Source organism: Vibrio variabilis, from assembly GCF_003263785.1.
Taxonomy (GTDB): Bacteria; Pseudomonadota; Gammaproteobacteria; order Enterobacterales; family Vibrionaceae; genus Vibrio; species Vibrio variabilis.
In genome coordinates, this window is record NZ_JYJK01000094.1 from 21,490 (window position 1) to 39,435 (window position 17,946).

8 protein-coding genes, 1 other RNA gene and 6 pseudogenes are annotated in these 17,946 nt (G+C 49.1%); 11 read left to right on the plus strand and 4 right to left on the minus strand.

Features of this window, described 5'->3' with window-relative positions; translation table 11 throughout:
• The 3 genes and pseudogenes from TZ48_RS17500 to ilvN all read left to right on the plus strand — a co-directional run bounded on the left by TZ48_RS17500 (position 1) and on the right by ilvN (position 5,811).
• Positions 1 to 3,182 (plus strand): annotated as a pseudogene (locus TZ48_RS17500) (efflux RND transporter permease subunit).
• A gap of 397 nt (positions 3,183 to 3,579) precedes the next feature.
• Positions 3,580 to 5,315, plus strand: a pseudogene (locus TZ48_RS17505) (acetolactate synthase 3 large subunit).
• Between the two features lies 1 nt (position 5,316).
• Complete coding sequence (gene ilvN, locus TZ48_RS17510; protein WP_042501212.1) at positions 5,317 to 5,811, plus strand: acetolactate synthase small subunit; 495 nt, start codon at positions 5,317 to 5,319, stop codon at positions 5,809 to 5,811.
• A gap of 82 nt (positions 5,812 to 5,893) precedes the next feature.
• On the opposite strand, the gene TZ48_RS17515 is transcribed toward ilvN, so the two are convergent.
• From TZ48_RS17515 to TZ48_RS17525, 4 genes and pseudogenes are all read right to left on the minus strand, one after another.
• On the minus strand, positions 5,894 to 6,583 hold the full coding sequence (locus tag TZ48_RS17515) for a BON domain-containing protein (protein ID WP_112480117.1): 690 nt from the start codon (positions 6,581 to 6,583) through the stop codon (positions 5,894 to 5,896).
• Between the two features lie 10 nt (positions 6,584 to 6,593).
• Complete coding sequence (locus TZ48_RS17520) at positions 6,594 to 7,184, minus strand: phosphoheptose isomerase (RefSeq protein WP_112480099.1); 591 nt, start codon at positions 7,182 to 7,184, stop codon at positions 6,594 to 6,596.
• A gap of 2 nt (positions 7,185 to 7,186) precedes the next feature.
• On the minus strand, positions 7,187 to 7,576 hold the full coding sequence (locus tag TZ48_RS25355; protein WP_112459864.1) for a YraN family protein: 390 nt from the start codon (positions 7,574 to 7,576) through the stop codon (positions 7,187 to 7,189).
• A gap of 75 nt (positions 7,577 to 7,651) precedes the next feature.
• Positions 7,652 to 9,441: pseudogene (locus TZ48_RS17525) on the minus strand (penicillin-binding protein activator); the annotation flags it as partial.
• Positions 9,442 to 9,503: 62 nt separating this feature from the next.
• Between TZ48_RS17525 and rsmI the strand changes: the two are divergent.
• The 8 genes and pseudogenes from rsmI (at position 9,504) to mraY (ending at position 17,930) form a co-directional block, all read left to right on the plus strand.
• Positions 9,504 to 10,367 carry a 16S rRNA (cytidine(1402)-2'-O)-methyltransferase gene (rsmI, locus tag TZ48_RS17530; protein WP_112459863.1) on the plus strand — a complete coding sequence of 288 codons (864 nt, stop codon included), beginning with the start codon at positions 9,504 to 9,506 and terminating at the stop codon, positions 10,365 to 10,367.
• Between the two features lie 45 nt (positions 10,368 to 10,412).
• Positions 10,413 to 10,817, plus strand: an RNA gene (gene rnpB, locus TZ48_RS17535) — RNase P RNA component class A.
• Positions 10,818 to 10,968: 151 nt separating this feature from the next.
• Positions 10,969 to 11,919: a 16S rRNA (cytosine(1402)-N(4))-methyltransferase RsmH gene (gene rsmH, locus TZ48_RS17540; RefSeq protein ID WP_112480100.1), complete on the plus strand. Its 951-nt coding sequence runs from the start codon at positions 10,969 to 10,971 to the stop codon at positions 11,917 to 11,919.
• A gap of 11 nt (positions 11,920 to 11,930) precedes the next feature.
• Entirely contained in the window at positions 11,931 to 12,251 is a 321-nt protein-coding gene (gene ftsL, locus TZ48_RS17545) for a cell division protein FtsL (RefSeq protein ID WP_042501227.1), read from the plus strand.
• Positions 12,248 to 13,983, plus strand: a pseudogene (locus TZ48_RS17550) (penicillin-binding transpeptidase domain-containing protein). Before ftsL ends, TZ48_RS17550 begins: the two are co-directional and overlap by 4 nt.
• A 10-nt stretch (positions 13,984 to 13,993) precedes the next feature.
• Positions 13,994 to 15,492 (plus strand): annotated as a pseudogene (murE, locus tag TZ48_RS17555) (UDP-N-acetylmuramoyl-L-alanyl-D-glutamate--2,6-diaminopimelate ligase).
• Positions 15,489 to 16,853: a UDP-N-acetylmuramoyl-tripeptide--D-alanyl-D-alanine ligase gene (locus TZ48_RS17560; protein ID WP_112480101.1), complete on the plus strand. Its 1,365-nt coding sequence runs from the start codon at positions 15,489 to 15,491 to the stop codon at positions 16,851 to 16,853. Before murE ends, TZ48_RS17560 begins: the two are co-directional and overlap by 4 nt.
• Positions 16,850 to 17,930 (plus strand): annotated as a pseudogene (gene mraY, locus TZ48_RS17565) (phospho-N-acetylmuramoyl-pentapeptide-transferase). Before TZ48_RS17560 ends, mraY begins: the two are co-directional and overlap by 4 nt.
• The last annotated feature ends 16 nt before the right edge of the window (positions 17,931 to 17,946 follow it).

Genomic DNA, 17,946 nt, shown 5'->3' on the forward strand with positions numbered 1-17,946 from the left:
ATGTTTGCATTAATTGATGCGTCGCTGTCGCGCTCTAGAACCATGCTCAGCTTGCTGGCTCTGGTGCTCATTGCCGGTGTTGTGACTTACAACACGATTCCAAAAGAATCGAGTCCAGATATCACCATTCCAATTATCTATGTGTCTGTGGGGCACCAAGGTATTTCACCGGATGACAGTGAGCGATTGCTCGTCAGACCGCTAGAAAAAGAGTTGCGCTCGATTGAAGGCGTAAAAGAGATGACGGCGGTGGCATCGGAAGGTCACGCTTCAGTGACACTTGAGTTTAATGTCGGCGTTGACTTGACCAAGGCGATGGCAGACGTACGTGACGCCGTTGACCTTGCTAAGCCTAAATTGCCAGAAGACAGTGATGAGCCAACAGTTAACGAGGTGACCTTTGCGTCACAGCAACCTGTTCTCTCGGTTGTACTTTACGGTACAGTGCCAGAGCGCACGATAGTGCAGCTTGCTCGCCAGTTGCGTGACAAGCTTGAAAGCTACCGTCAAGTATTGGAGGTAGACATTGCTGGTGACCGTGAAGACATTGTTGAAATTGTGGTCGACCCATTACTGATGGAAAGCTATGGTCTCGACCAAGGTGATATTTACAACCTAATCGCCTTGAACAACCGCGTTGTAGCGGCTGGTTTTGTGGATACCGGCTATGGCCGTTTCTCAGTCAAAGTCCCATCAGTGTTCAACAGCCTAAAAGATGTGTTAGAGCTGCCCGTTAAGGTGGATGGCAAACAAGTCATCACCTTTGGGGATGTTGCGACAGTTCGCCGCGCTTTCCGAGATCCTGACAGTTTTGCGCGCCTTGATGGTCGCTCTGCGGTGGTATTGGATGTCAAAAAGCGTGCTGGCGAGAACATCATCGAGACTGTTTCGTTGGTTAAAGAAGTACTTCGACAAGCTCAGCTTCGTGATGAATGGCCAAACAACCTGCAAGTGAAGTTCACTAAAGATGAGTCGAAAGATGTGAAGATCATGCTTAATGATCTGCAAAACAACATCTTATCGGCAATCATTTTGGTGGTCATTGTCATCATCGCCATCCTTGGTGTTCGCACTGCGCTATTGGTCGGTATTTCGATTCCTGGTTCGTTCTTGACTGGCCTGCTTGTACTGTCGGTGTTTGGGCTTACGGTCAACATCGTTGTGCTGTTCTCACTGATCATGGCGGTGGGCATGCTGGTGGACGGGGCTATTGTTGTTACCGAATTTGCTGATCGCCGTATGCAAGAAGGGATGGAGCGTAAAGAAGCGTATCGTGATGCCGCCAAACGCATGGCGTGGCCAATCACGGCATCCACGGCAACCACTTTGGCTGCGTTTGCACCGCTGCTATTCTGGCCGGATATCACTGGTGAATTCATGAAGTACTTGCCGATGACCCTCATCGCAACGCTGACGGCGTCGTTGGTGATGGCGTTGTTGTTTGTGCCAGTACTCGGCGGCCTGATTGGTAAGCCGCAATACGTTTCACCGACTCAGCAAAAGAAAATGGTGGCGCTGCATGAGGGCGAGTTTGATAAAGCAACGGGTATTACCAAGCTTTATTATCACACGCTAGATATTGCTCTGAGCCATCCTCTGAAAGTGCTGCTACTGGCGATTGCAATGGCAATCGGTGTTGGAGTGGCTTACAACAAAGCAGGCCTTGGTGCTGAGTTCTTCCCTGAAGTGGATCCGCCTTACTTTAACGTCAAAGTGCGTTCTCACGGTGACTTATCTATTAATGAGAAAGATGAGGTGATGCGCGTTGTTGAGAAGGTAATGCTGGGTCATGACGAATTTGAAAGTGTATACACCAAAACAGGCGGTAAAGATGAAATTGGTGTGATTCAAATTACGCCATTGGATTGGCAGTACCGTCGTAAGGTGCCCGCTATCATCGAAGAGTTAAAGCAAACGACGGATCAGTTTGCGGGTGTTGAGATTGAGTACAAGTTCCCGGATGCCGGCCCCCGGTTGAACATGATTTGGTGGTCGAACTTTCTGCTCGTATCCCGGATGGTTTGGACGCAGCTGCAAAAGAAGTGCGCCGCTGGGCGGATGGTAATGCCAAACTGACGAACGTTAGTGATACATCCAACAAACCAGGCATTGATTGGCAAATCGACATCAGCCGAGATGATGCCGCTCGCTTTGGCGCGGACGCGACACTGGTGGGTAACACGGTTCAGTTTGTGACCAACGGTCTGAAAATTGGTGATTATCTCCCCGACGATTCTACCGAAGAAGTGGATATCTTGGTGCGATTCCCAGAAGAGCATCGTGATATTGGCCGTTTTGACGAACTTCGCGTTAAGACGCCAGCAGGTCTGGTGCCGATAACCAACTTTGCTGAAATCACACCGGAGCAGAAGCAAGACACGATAAACCGTTTAGATGGCGTACGCGTTATCAATGTCAAAGCCGATATGGCGGACGGTTACAATCTCGCGGTTGAGCTACCCGGCTTTATGGAGCAGCTTAACCAGATTGAACTACCAAGTGGTGTTGAGTTTGTTATCAAAGGCCAAAATGAAGAGCAGAAGAATTCATCGGAGTTCTTACAAAGTGCCTTTATGGTCGCTCTTGCCGTTATGGCTCTTATCTTGATTACTCAGTTCAATAGCTTCTACCAAGCTCTGTTGATTCTGAGTGCGGTGATCTTCTCCACCGTAGGGGTGTTTGCAGGTCTATTGGTGTTCCAGCGTCCGTTTGGCATCATTATGTCGGGCATTGGTGTGATTGCGCTGGCGGGAATTGTGGTTAACAACAACATCGTACTGATTGATACCTACAACCAACTGATTAAGCGCGGTTTGGAGAAGCGGGAAGCGATCTTAAGAACGGGTGTACAGCGTTTGCGTCCGGTTATGCTCACAACGGTCACGACGATTTTAGGCTTAATGCCGATGGTGTTGGAGATGAACGTCGATCTTATCAATCAAAAAATTGAGTTTGGCGCACCAAGTACTCAGTGGTGGTCTCAGTTGGCAACCGCGGTAGCAGGCGGCTTAGCCTTTGCCACTGTGTTGACATTGGTATTAACGCCTTGTCTTTTGATGTTAGGTAAAACCGAACAGCAAAAACAACAACCTTCAATGTTGCGGCGCACGTTACGACGATTGAGGTCGAAACCTGTAAAAAAGCCGTTAAGGCGGCCTAGCGAATCAAAGCCCCATAATTAATCAAAATATGGGGCTTTTTGATTATTTCTTCATAGTGATTTTGAGTGACTAATCAGAATTGCTGATGCGTTTTCGCCAGTTTTAACTAATTAATGCAGAATTTAACTCTGAATTTACGCCAATGTTGGGTGATTGGTTTGGCTTTGTTTCTCTGGGTAAAACAAATGTTGGCAAACCTATCATTTCAAAGCTAAGTGTGTTTTTTGTCGCCTTTGTCGGGTTAGATCTTGTGCAAAGAAAGCGTTACAGTTGTTGCGTAAACATATTGCTTGTTATGACAAGCTATGTGACATAGCCGAAAAGTGAGTAGTTTCGATTTAGGCTACGAATAAGACCTAACTATGTAATGCCAGCTCAGCAACAACCTGATTGTTGAGGTAACTGGTAAGGAGACAATATGGCAGATTCAACCCCAGAAATGCTATCTGGTGCAGAGATGATCGTTCAATCTTTGATTGACGAAGGTGTACAACAAATCTTTGGCTACCCAGGTGGTTCCGTTCTAGATATCTACGATGCGCTGCATGAAAAGCGCGAGAATATCCAACACGTCCTCGTTCGTCACGAACAAGCCGCGACACACATGCTGATGGTTACGCACGTGCTACCGGTAAACCGGGTGTGGTACTGGTGTGTTCTGGCCCTGGTGCGACCAACACTATTACTGGTATCGCGACTGCTTACATGGACTCGATCCCTATGGTGGTGCTCTCTGGTAACGTACCGAATAACCTAATCGGTAATGATGCGTTCCAAGAGTGTGATATGGTGGGTGTATCCCGTCCTGTGGTTAAGCACAGCTTCCTATTACAACGTGCAGAAGATATCCCTGAAACGCTGAAAAAAGCCTTCTATATCGCATCGACTGGCCGCCCTGGCCCAGTTGTGGTTGATATTCCGAAGGATGTTATGAATCCGCAAATCAAGTTTCCTTACGAGTATCCAGAAACGATTAAAATGCGCTCATACAACCCGACGACTTCGGGTCATAAAGGGCAAATCAAAAAGGCGCTCAAAGCGATTTTAGAAGCGAAGAAGCCGGTTTTGTATGTGGGTGGCGGTGCCATCATGTCGGAAGCCGATCAGCATCTTATTAAACTGGCAGAAACCCTGAACTTGCCGGTTGTTAGCACGCTAATGGGATTAGGTGCCTTCCCTGGCACACACAAAAACTCACTGGGCATGCTGGGTATGCACGGTACCTATGAAGCTAACCTAGCTATGCATAATGCAGACCTTATTTTTGGTGTGGGTGTTCGCTTTGACGATCGTACTACCAACAATCTCGATAAGTACTGCCCAGACGCGAAGGTTGTACACATTGATATCGATCCTTCTTCTATCTCGAAAAACGTGCGCGCTGATCTGCCGATTGTTGGCTCTGCGGATGTGATTCTGGAGACCATGTTGAAACTGCTGGTAGAGCAGGGCGGCACCAATGACGAAGCCGCGCTCAATACTTGGTGGGATGATATTGCTTCTTGGAAAGAGCGTAACTGTCTTGGTTACGAAACCTCAGAAGAGCGTATTAAGCCACAGCAGGTCATTGAAGTGCTGCACAAGCTGACGGGCGGTGATGCGTTTGTGGCATCCGATGTGGGTCAGCACCAAATGTTTGCTGCGCTCTACTATCCGTTTAACAAGCCACGCCGTTGGATCAACTCAGGCGGTCTAGGCACTATGGGCTTTGGCTTCCCAGCTGCGATTGGGGTGAAATTTGCTTACCCAGATGAAGAGGTGGTCTGCGTCACCGGTGATGGCAGTATACAGATGAACATTCAAGAGCTGTCGACGGCCATGCAATACGATGTGCCGGTTAAAATCATCAACCTCAACAACCGTTTCTTAGGAATGGTAAAACAGTGGCAGGATATTATTTATCAAGGCCGTCACTCTAACTCCTACATGGATTCGGTGCCTGACTTTGCTGCTATTGCTGAAGCTTATGGCCACGTAGGTATTCGCATTTCTAACCCAAGCGAGCTTGAATCTGGCCTGAAGAAAGCGCTAGAGATGAAAGATCGCCTCGTGTTCGTTGATATCAATGTTGACGAAACAGAACACGTTTACCCGATGCAAATCAAAGGGGAAGGCATGGACAAGATGTGGCTAAGCAAGACGGAGAGAACTTAATATGAGACATATCATTTCGCTACTAATGGAAAACCAACCGGGTGCGCTTTCTCGCGTGGTTGGCCTGTTCTCTCAGCGTGGCTACAACATCGAATCCCTCAACGTATCACCAACCGATGATGAGACGTTATCACGTCTTAATATCACGACTGAATCGGATGAAATGGAGCTTGAGCAGATCCAAAAGCAGCTACACAAGCTGATTGATGTTCTTAAGGTTCAGGAAGTGACTGAGTTTGAGCATATTGAGCGTGAACTGATGATGGTGAAAGTGAAAGCGAGCGGCTTTGCACGTGCAGAAGTGAAACGCACAGCGGATATCTTCCGTGGTCAGATTGTTGATGTCACATCATCACAATACACCGTTCAACTCGCAGGGACAGCTGAAAAGCTTGACGCGTTTGTGTCTGCGCTATCAGAAGTAACGGATGTGGTTGAAGTGGCTCGAAGCGGTATTGTCGGCATTGCTCGTGGTGAGCGTGCACTGAAACCATAAGCCAAATGAGTTATTGAAATAAAGAAGGCCAGTCAAGTGACTGGCCTTTTGCTTTGCTTAGCTTAGCGATTGAGTTGGAAGGTTAACCTTCGATTTCCACAAAAGGAGCAGGCTCTTCGATGATTGGCTTCATCTCCTCTTCTTGTTGAGGTTGCTCTGCTGCTGGTGCTGGCTGTTCAGGCTCGGTTTCTGTGTTCAGCTTCTCTTGTTGCTCACTGAACTGGAAGGCACGGATAACCTGTTTCACGCCGGATACATTTCTTGCGATGTCTGTTGCCACATCGGCGTGCTCTTTAGACACATAACCGAGTAGAAACACCTCACTGTCTTCAGTGATGACTTTGACTTTTACGCCGTTGAGTCTTTCGTCGGTCAATAGCGCTGACTTCACCTTAGTCGTCAACCAGCTGTCATTGCTGATTTGCGTGAAGCTAAGCGGCTGTTTTACGCGAACTTGGTTGTAGACAATTTTTACGCCATTAAGACCTTGAACTTGCTTTTCCAGCTGACTACGAAGCGCTTCCGTATTCGCCTGTCCCATCAGGACGACGGTACCACGCTGTGAGCTGGCTACGACGCGAACATTGCCGACGTAAGGGGCTTTGTTGCCCATGCCCGCCACTTCAGACTCCAGTGCACTATCATTCCAGATCTCTTTCGCGCTGCGCGTATCGGTCACTAAATTTACCGTTGTCGCCGCACCTGCCACAAATAGACCAGCGCAGCCAGAGAGGAACATACTGGCCATAAGCAGTGCCATTACTTTATACATTTTCATAGTGTTACTCCTCGTGAGATGGGAATAGCACTTGGTCGATGAGATCGCACAAGCAGTGGAGTGTCACCATGTGGACTTCATGGATGCGTGCGGTACGTTGTGAGGGGATACGTATTTCCACATCGTTTTCGCCCAACAAGCCTGCCATTTCGCCGCCATCTTTGCCGGTAAAGGCAATGATGGTCATATCTCGTGTTACAGCCGCTTCCATCGCTTTAATAACGTTTTTGCTGTTGCCGCTGGTGGATATAGCCAACAAAATATCGTTATTTTGGCCGAAGGCACGCACTTGTTTGGCAAAGATATCTTCAAAGTTGTAGTCGTTTGCCACGGCTGTCATGGTGGTGCTGTCGGCGGTCAGTGTCATCGCTGGCAGACTTGGTCGCTCGGTTTCAAAACGGTTCAGTAGGCAAGAGACAAATTGCTGAGCATTTGACGCTGAACCGCCATTGCCGCAGCAGAGGATCTTATTGCCATTAAGCAGTGTGGCGACCATAGCTTGTGCAGCGTGAGTGATGGCGTCTGGCAGCGCTTCAGCTGCGGCGATTTGAATTTGGATGCTTTCAGTAAAACTTTCTTTGATGCTATCGCGCATGGTTATCCTTGAGTGATGGCGTTTTTTATCCAGTTGATGTCGTTGCCTTGTTCGTGAATGGCAACCACATCAAATCGAAATTCGGTCTCGTATGGCGATAGGCCATTTTTGAGAAGCCACAGTGTGGCGGCTTTTTCGAGCTTTTTAGCTTTGGCTCGCGTCACCATTTCTTGGGCGCTACCATAACATTGATTGCGTCGGTATTTGACCTCCACAAACACAATGCTCGATTTATCTTGCATGATCAGGTCAACTTCACCGCATTTTACCGTGAAGTTTTCTGATAGAGGAACCAACCCCTGACGACCGAGATAGTCTTTGGCCAGCTCCTCATAACGTTTACCAACGGCGCGTTTACTCGCTGATTGGCGCTTCCACGGCAGTAGTGTCATCGCTGGCCTCATCCTGAGTTGTGCTCGCTTCCTGCTCTGTAACAGGCGGGTTTTCCGGTTGCTCACCGTAGACCCCCAAGCGATCTGGCGTTGAACCACGCAGTCTGGGTCAATAGTCAGCACACCGGTTTGCCCATCGACAGAGTAACCTTGTACTGCTTTCAGTTGCGGTAATTCTTTTGTCAGCGTGTAGGCATCCATACCGAGTGCTTGCAGGCGTTTCTCTGCATTTGAGCTCTTAGGCCAGAACTTAGTCATTTGTGCATCAAGGTCGACATTTTGCTCCACTAGTAGTGGAATATCGCTGTATACCACACCAGTGAGGTCTTCATACTGACGTTTCTCACTGTGGCTGTGGGAATCAGCAAACAGCTGTGGTTGTTTCGCATCCGGGTTGATGGCGACTTCGATAAATGGCTTGATCAGCGTAAGATCAGCATTATTGGCAACGATGTACACGGAATCAATGTCACGACGACTACGTGGCTGATTTTCGAGCTTCATACCCGTTAGCGCTTCCATCTGAGCAATACGTTGCTGACTTTCTTGCAGGCCAAACACATTATTGATGGTTTTTTGTAGTTGTGCGCGATTCGCGTACTGCGCCACGGCGACGTTGTTGTCACTCAATTTCGCCCATTCAGCTTCAAACGCTTTGGCTACGCGATCACCTAGCGTGCCACGCGGCGCAATGATGAGCGGGTAAGCATATTGGTTCTTAGAGAGATGCTGAGCCGCTTGAGCCACTTCTTGCTCTGGAGACAGAGTCAGGTAACACATCATTTGTGTTGGCTCTATCTCACTAGGAATATTCAGTGCGAGTGCTGGGATCGGTGTTTCAGAGCTTTGCTGAGCTTGCTGTAGCTTCTCTACGTTTTCTTTCACTAGCGGACCGACAATAAAATCCACTCCATTAGCGACGAGCTTTGCTTTGATGTCGGCAGGGCTGGCTTCGTTAGTATCAATAACGGTAAAAATAGCTTCTGGATCGCGTAGGTCGTCATCCATCATTGCCATCATAAACCCGTCGCGTACCAACTGGGCTTGCTTCGCATACTTACCAGAGAGCGGTAGTAGTAGAGCTGTGCTTTGAGGCGAAGCAATTTCTAGGTTGAGAATGTCGACAATGCTTTGTGGTGTATAGATTGCCGCTGGGTGAGTTGGATTCTCTGCAAGCCAGTTATTTAGCGTATTTTGCAGTTGTGGCAAGCTCGCTGCCATGCCTTTCATGTAGGTAGCCAGTTGTAACCAGCCATCCAGTACTTCCTCATTAGGCTGGGCAACTAAGGTTGATAGATCCTGCGCTGTGTACTGGTTCATGTATTCCCAGATTTGAGCGTTGATCGCTTCTTGCTGGTCACTGGCGCTAAAGCTTGCTTGCGCAATCAGCTCACGGCTGGCATCAAAGTAATTGCCCATGGCGGCAAGACTTTGTGCGCGCAATTGATGATAACGCTGCCATTGCTGCTGCGCGAGTGGCCACTCAGATGGAAAGCTCAGCTGCAGATACGCCTGTTCTGCTTTGCCCTGCGCAAGATTCAGCTCCGCGCGTGCGAGTTGCCATTCGGCTTGCTGCACCGTGGTGAGATTTTGTTTGGCCAGTCGATTAGAGAGTCTCTGAGCCTGTTCGACATTGCTTCTTGAATCGATGCCTTGAATGCTAAGATCAACCACTCGTTTGCAAAACCGTCTTGACCGGCGTCAGCACGCATCAGATAGGTCTCCGAAGAGGCAGTAGGTGCTAGGGTGATATCAACGCTTTCTGGGGCACTTGGCTGAGTAGAACAAGCGGCAATGGACAAAGCCAATGCGATTGGAGTCAGTAGGCGTGTTACACTATTTCTCTTTGGGTTCATCATTGCCATGAGCTCTTTAATCACTATTCGTGTAAAATCATTATATTAATCGTTGAAGTGCTGGTAAACAAATGACAAGCAACAAAACTACTTATATTGAGCAACCAACGCTCTTTATTGTACCGACACCGATTGGAAATCTCGGTGATATCACACAAAGAGCGCTGGATGTACTCCATAGCGTCGACATTATTGCTGCTGAAGATACGCGCCATACGGGTAAGCTTCTGTCTCACTTCAATATTCAAACTAGAACATTTGCGTTGCATGATCACAATGAACAGCAAAAAGCGCAAGTTTTAGTCGATAAACTGCTTGCGGGTGAATCCATCGCATTGGTCTCTGATGCTGGCACACCGCTTATCAGCGATCCAGGGTATCACTTGGTGACTCAATGTCGTCAGGCAGGCGTTAAAGTTGTGCCATTACCAGGGGCGTGTGCCGTGATTACTGCGCTGAGCGCATCTGGCTTGCCATCTGATCGCTTTAGTTTTGAGGGCTTTTTGCCAGCGAAAAGCAAAGGCCGCAAAGACAAGTTCATGGAGATCGCCAAAGCCGAGCGCACCTGTATCTTCTACGAATCACCACATCGAATTACCGAGTCACTGGCCGATATGCTTGAAGTGCTGGGTCCTGAACGTGAGGTGGTATTGGCGCGCGAGCTGACCAAGACTTATGAAACCATTCAAGGCCTGCCACTTGGTGAGTTGATTGCGTGGATTGAAGAAGATGATAACCGCAAGCGTGGTGAGATGGTGCTATTGATTCACGGCCATCGCGAGCCTGTGAATGAAGAACTGCCAGATGAGGCGACCCGCACACTGGCTATTTTGGTGAAAGATTTACCCCTTAAAAAAGCGGCAGCGGCGACCGCTGAAATCTATAACCTCAAAAAGAATGCCCTGTATAAATGGGGTCTAGAAAACTTATCCTAGAAAAACATTGAGTAATCACGCTCGCTTGGTTACAATCCGCGCCCTGAAGTTGACCGGATAGTCGCTGCTTCGTTGACGTCCCCTTGAGCTTGTCTTGGGGGAGACTGACGGAGGGGAGGAAAGTCCGGGCTCCACAGAGCAGGGTGCCAGGTAACGCCTGGGGGCGAAAGCTACGACAAGTGCAGCAGAGAGAAGACCGCCGATGGCTCCATTTCTTCGGAAGGAGCACAGGTAAGGGTGAAAGGGTGCGGTAAGAGCGCACCGGGCGACTAGCAATAGTTCGTTGCAAGGTAAACTCCACCCGGAGCAAGACCAAATAGGCCCCCACATTGCGTGGCTCGCGTAAGGGGGCGGGTAGGTTGCTTGAGCCAGTGAGCGATTGCTGGCCTAGACGAATGGCTATCACCGCTTCGGCGGATACAGAACCCGGCTTACAGGTCAACTTCACCTATTATTGAAAAACCCATTACAAATTGATTTTGTGATGGGTTTTTTGCTTTTTTATCACCTATCTTTACGATAGGCTGAACTTAACCAGATGACGTTACTGAAGGAAATCAGTACACTTGTCGTCTTTGCAAAGCAACTCTCGAGATCACCCATGAGCGAATCCTTTCAACACATTTCGGTACTACTTCACGAATCCATTGATGGTCTAGCGATCAAACCGGATGGAACTTACATTGATGGAACGTTCGGCCGCGGTGGTCACAGTCGTCAAATTCTTTCACTACTGGGTGAAAACGGTCGCCTATTCAGTATTGACCGCGATCCGACGGCGATTGAGGAAGCCAAAAAGATTGATGACCCGCGATTTACCATCATCCATGGCCCATTTTCAGGCATGGCTGAATACGCAGAACGCTATGATCTTGTGGGGAAAGTCGATGGCGTGTTACTTGATCTAGGCGTGTCTTCGCCACAGCTTGATGATGCTGAGCGTGGCTTTAGCTTTATGAAAGATGGCCCGCTTGATATGCGTATGGATCCAACTTCGGGTATGCCTGTTTCTGAGTGGTTAGCGCAAGCCGATCTTGATGACATTACTTGGGTGATCCGCGAGTTTGGTGAAGACAAACATGCTCGCCGTATTGCTAAAGCGATTGTGGCGCATCGTGAAGATGAAGAAAAAGAGCCGCTGACGCGTACCGGCCAGTTGGCAAAGTTGATCTCTGAAGCCGCACCTAAGAGCTTTAAAGAGAAAAAGCACCCAGCGACACGTGCTTTCCAAGCATTTCGAATCTACATCAACAGCGAGCTTGAAGAGATCGATACGGCGCTAAAAGGCGCGGCCAGTATTCTTGCCCCACAAGGTCGATTGTCGGTGATCAGCTTCCACTCGCTTGAAGATCGCATGGTGAAACACTTTATGCGTAAAGAGAGTAAAGGACCGCAAGTGCCACATGGCATCCCGATGACCGAAGATCAGATTCGAGCTTTGGGTAGTGCGAATCTAAAGACCATTGGTAAGGCGCTCAAGCCTTCGGGTCAAGAAGTGGAAATGAACGCTCGCTCACGCAGCTCAGTACTTCGTGTAGCGGAAAAACTGTAACGGATGACGGGATGTCTAACCAACCGACTCATAATCTCGCGAAACTGATTGCCTTAGATATCATCACGGTAGGCCGTATTCCGCTTATCGTGTTTCTAATGATATTTGCTACAGCGATGGGGGTGGTGTTTGCCACGCATCACACTCGTGAAGCGATCAACGAGAAAGATATTGCGCTTCAAGAGCGTGAACGACTTGATAATGAGTGGCGTAACCTTTTGCTTGAGGAGAATGCGCTGTCGGAGCATAGCCGCGTTCAGGCTATGGCCAAACAAGAGTTAGAGATGACGCGCCCAGACGCAGACAAGGAAGTAGTGGTTTCCCTGAAATGAAAGGCAAAAAAGTCGTTAAGTCCTCCAATAAGAAACAATCTCAGCAAGCCGCTAGCCAACCTGCGCTGATTGCTTGGCGTTTTCGTCTCATTCTGGGCGGCGTGCTGCTTATCTTTACCGCCTTAGTCGCGCGTATCGGTTATATCCAAGTTATTGAGCCGGACAACCTGATTAAACAAGGCGATCTGCGCTCGGTGCGTGTAAAGGCGTTGCCCTCGGCGCGCGGTATTATCTCTGATAGAAACGGTGAGCCTCTTGCAGTGAGTGTGCCAGTTCAAGCGGTATGGGCCGATCCCGCCACAATTTTCAAAGATGATGGACTTAAGCAGTTAGACCGTTGGCATGCACTTGCCGATGTCCTTGGTCTTGACCGCGATGCGCTTATTGCCAAAATCAACAAGAATAAATCACGCCGATTTATTTACCTACAGCGTCAAGTGAGTCCTGCGATGGCGAAGTACATCAAAGAGTTGAAACTCTCTGGCGTAGGGCTGAAAGCGGAATCCAGACGTTACTATCCTGCTGGTGAGGTTAGTGCTCACTTAGTGGGGGTGACCGGTATCGATGGTCACGGTCTGGAAGGTGTTGAGCGCAGTTATGACAAATGGCTGACCGGTGAAGCGGGTAAGCGCATTATTCGCAAAGACCGCTATGGCCGCGTGGTGGAAAACATCTCTCTTGAAGACAGAGAAGAGGGTAAACCACTCGAACTTACCGTCGATCAACGATTGCAAGCCATCGCGTATCGCGCCATCAAGCAGGCTGTAGCAGATTACCGCGCCACGTCGGGCAGTGCCGTTATTATTGACGTGAAAACCGGTGGCGTATTGGCATGGTAAATGCTCCTTCTTATAACCCGAATAACCGCTCTTCACGCCAGTCTTTCACAATGCGAAATCGCGTAATTACCGATGCAATGGAACCGGGCTCGACCGTTAAGCCATTTGTGGTGCTAGCAGCGCTTGAGGCAGGTATTGCCGACGAAAACACGATTATCGATACCGGTAATGGCATCATGCAGATTGGTGGTAGCCGAGTGCGTGATACATCGAAAGTGGGTAAAGCGAACCTAGCTAAGATCTTGCAAAAGTCGAGTAACATCGGTGTGGCAAAATTGGCTTTAGATATGCCGCTAGAGGCACTACTGGGGATGTACAGCTCTATTGGTTATGGTCAGTTGTCTGGTCTTAACCTGGTTGGTGAGACAACGGGTATTTTCCCTAATCGTCGCCGTTGGTCGCAGTTTGAAATCGCGACACTCGCATTTGGTTACGGTATCTCCATCACACCTCTTCAGTTAGCACACGCCTATGCCACACTCGGTAATGGCGGCTTGTATCAGCCTGTACATATTATTGAAAGCAATCAGCAGGATTTGTCTAAGCAGGTTATAGACCATGACGATGCTATGTCAGTTCTGCATATGCTAGAGGCGGTCACCCAGCCTGGCGGTACCGCAACACGAGCGGCGGTGCCAGGGTATCGAGTTGCCGCGAAAACCGGTACATCAAGAAAGGCTGCAGCCGGTGGATATAGCGATGAATATGTGGCGATCACCTCAGGCGTCGCGCCGGTAAGTGACCCGCGCATTGCCTTGGTAGTCGTGATTAATGAGCCGCAAGGCGATCAATACTACGGCGGTGCGGTGGCAGGTCCTGTCTTTTCCGAAATCATGAAAGGAGCGCTGCAGATACTCAATGTCGCTCCTGACGAAAACCAATTTCAGCAATAGGTGAGAAACAATGTTGACCTCTTTGACATTGGCAAAGCTATTAAAACCATGGCTTGATGACAGCAGTAAGCTGATGGCGGATGACACGCTCGGTGCCATCAATGTGTCTAACTTAGAGCTTGATAGCCGTGCCATTAAGCAAGGCGATACGTTCGTGGCGATCATCGGCCATACGGTAGATGGGCGTCTGTTTATCGAGCGTGCGATTCAGTCTGGTGCCGATTCAGTGATTGCTCAGGCCGATGCCGAGCACAAACATGGCCAAGTAACTCTGGTTGATGGCGTACCTGTTGTTCATATTTATCAGCTCGACACTTTGCTATCAGTGATGGCCGCGCGTCTTTATCAATACAGACAGCAAGTGATTGGCGTAACGGGGACGAATGGTAAAACCACCATCACCCAACTTATCGCGCAGTGGATCGAGCTTGTCGGTGATAGAGCCGCCATCATGGGTACCACGGGTAACGGCTTCCTGAACGATCTGCAACAAGCGAAAAATACCACGGGCAGCGCCATTGATGTGCAGCGTATTTTGTCTCAGCTTGATGACCAGGGGGCGCAATACACGGCGATGGAAGTCTCCTCCCATGGTCTGGTTCAAGGTCGTGTGGCCGCTGTATCATTCTCACTCGGTATTTTCACTAACCTTAGCCGTGACCACTTGGATTATCACGGCACAATGGAAGGTTACGAAGCGGCCAAAAAGCTCCTCTTTACCGGACACCACTGCGAGCATGCGGTGCTGAATGTCGATGACGAAGTGGGTCGCCGCTGGCTTTCGGCGCGCAGTGATGCGATTGCTGTGTCTGTTGAAGGACGCCAGCTCGGTGAAAAGGGCGTCTGGGCAACATCGGTTGAGTACAGTGATGGCGGCATCTCTTTAGAATTTGATGGCTGCTTTGGCGGTGGCAAGCTCGATGCGCCGCTGATTGGTCAGTTCAATGCGAGCAATGTATTGTTGGCGTTTTCCGCGCTACTCGCGCTTGGTTTTGACAAGCAAGCGTTGATGGATACAGCTCCAAGCTCCAACCCGTACTTGGGCGTATGGAGCTGTTTCAAGCGGATGGCAAACCTAAGCTGGTGGTAGATTACGCTCACACGCCAGATGCACTAGATAAAGCCCTACAGGCACTTCGCGTGCATTGCGATGGTCAGCTTTGGGTTATTGTCGGCTGCGGTGGTGACCGAGACAAAGGCAAGCGCCCAATGATGGCCGCTATCGCTGAGCAACTGGCGGATAAGGTGATCTTAAGTGATGACAACCCACGCAGTGAAGATCCTAAAGCCATCGTCGAAGATATGCTGGCGGGAATGAGTGCGCCCGAGGCGGCATTTGTAGAGCATCAACGTTTTAACGCGGCTCAGTTGGCGGTGACGCACGCGAGTGCTGCTGACATTATTTTATTAGCGGGTAAAGGACACGAAGATTACCAAGTGATTGGTAATGACAATGTCCACTATTCAGACCGTGAAACGGCGGCACAGCTACTAGGACTGACGTTATGATTGAACTCAAGTTAACGGATATCGCGGCCATTGTTGACGGTCAATTGATCGGAGAGGATCTCAGTATCAAAGATGTCACCACAGACACGCGAGCCATCGAACCGGGTGCTCTGTTCATTGCATTGGTGGGTGAGCGTTTTGATGCTCATGATTTTGCTAAGCAAGCAGCAGAGAAAGGCGCTGCAGCGCTGATTGTGGAGCGCGAGTTGGATGTCGCCATCGCTCAAGTTGTGGTTGCTGATAGCAAGCAAGCTTTAGGTAAACTTGGGGCGGAAGTTCATAAGCGTTGCCAAACCAAAACGATTGCCATTACCGGCAGCTGCGGTAAAACGACAGTCAAAGAGATGATTGCTAGCATTTTGTCGACCAAAGGTCAGGTGCTGTATACCGCGGGTAATTTTAATAACGATATCGGTGTGCCGCTGACTTTGCTGCGCTCAACGCCGCAAGACGACTTTGCCGTGATTGAACTGGGTGCTAACCATATTGGTGAAATAGCTTACACAACAACATTAGTCCAGCCAGATGTCGCGCTGGTGAACAATGTGGCTGAGGCGCATCTGGAGGGCTTTGGCTCTCTTGACGGTGTCAAACAGGCCAAGGGTGAAATCTATCAAGGACTGCCAGCCGGTGGTATCGCACTGGTGAACCTTGATAGTGAAGGTGGTGACTATTGGCAATCGATATTGAGCGATAAACAGGTCGTGCGCATCGCTAAACAAAACGCTCACGCAGATTTTTACGCCTCTGACATAACCTTGTCATCTCTTGGTAGCCCGTTGTTTACACTCCACACCCCAGCAGGCAACATCTCGATTGAGTTAACGCTCATCGGTGAGCACAATGTGGCAAATGCAGTGGCGGCAGCCGCTTTGGCAACGCAAGTCGGTGCAACTCTCGAGCAAATTCAACATGGTTTGCAATCACTAAATAAAGTGAAGCGTCGTGTTGATGTTGAGAAGCTTAGCGACTCGATCACTTTGATAGATGATAGCTATAACGCCAGTGTTCCCGCAATGAAGGCGGCGGTCGATCTGTTGGGTCAGTTTACTCAAACCCAGCGCTGGTTGATTTTGGGGAACATGGCAGAATTGGGGCATGAAAGTCTTGCACTTCACAAAGAAGTCGGAGAACATGCTGCACCTTTCGCATTTGAACACGTTTTAACCTATGGTGAGGATGCGAAAGTTATCAGTGACCTTTGCGGTGGACAGCATTTTATTAGTCACGACGATATGCTCACGCATATCGAACACACATTAACACAGTTAAACCAGACCTCTCATACCTTGTTGGTTAAAGGGGCGCTAAGTGCTGGCATGTTTACTATCGCCAATGCACTGAAGGAGAAATACACATGATCATTTGGCTTGCAGAATTACTACAGCCATACTTTTCTTTTTTTCGTCTGTTTGAATATTTGTCATTCAGAGCCATTGTCAGTGTATTAACTGCGTTAGGTATTTCTTTGTGGATGGGGCCAAAAATGATTGCCCGTCTACAAATGCTGCAAATTGGCCAAGTCGTTCGAAATGAAGGTCCGGAGTCACACTTTAGCAAGCGTGGTACACCGACGATGGGGGCGTGATGATCCTATCGGCGATTTCTATTACGGTGTTGCTTTGGGCAGACTTGAGTAACCCATATATTTGGGCCGTCCTTGCCGTGCTACTTGGCTATGGTGCCGTTGGTTTTGTGGATGACTATCGCAAGGTAGTGCGCAAAAACACCGATGGTCTGATCGCTCGCTGGAAGTACTTTTGGCAGTCATTGATTGCCTTGGTCGTCGCATTTGCTCTATATGCTCACGGTCAAGACACGGCGGCTACACAGCTCGTAGTCCCTTTCTTTAAAGATGTGATGCCACAAATGGGGCTGTTCTACATCGTCTTCACCTACTTTGTGATTGTTGGCACCAGTAATGCGGTAAATCTAACTGATGGCTTGATGGCTTGGCGATTATGCCCACGGTACTGGTGGCGGCAGGTTTCGCGGTGATTGCTTGGGCAACAGGCAACGTTAACTTTGCAGCTTATTTGCATATTCCATACATTCCATACACCTCTGAGCTTGTCGTGTTCTGTACCGCGATGGTGGGTGCGGGTCTTGGTTTCCTTTGGTTTAACACTTACCCAGCGCAAGTCTTTATGGGTGATGTGGGCTCACTAGCACTTGGCGGCGCATTAGGTGTCATTGCCGTACTAGTACGTCAGGAATTCGTACTGGTGATCATGGGGGGTGTGTTTGTCATGGAGACATTGTCGGTCATTCTTCAGGTTGGTTCTTACAAGCTGCGTGGTCAGCGTATTTTCCGTATGGCACCTATCCACCATCACTATGAGCTAAAAGGCTGGCCAGAGCCGCGCGTTATCGTTCGCTTCTGGATCATTTCAATCGTATTGGTACTTATCGGCCTAGCAACGCTTAAAGTACGTTAATTAACAGGCTAGGGAT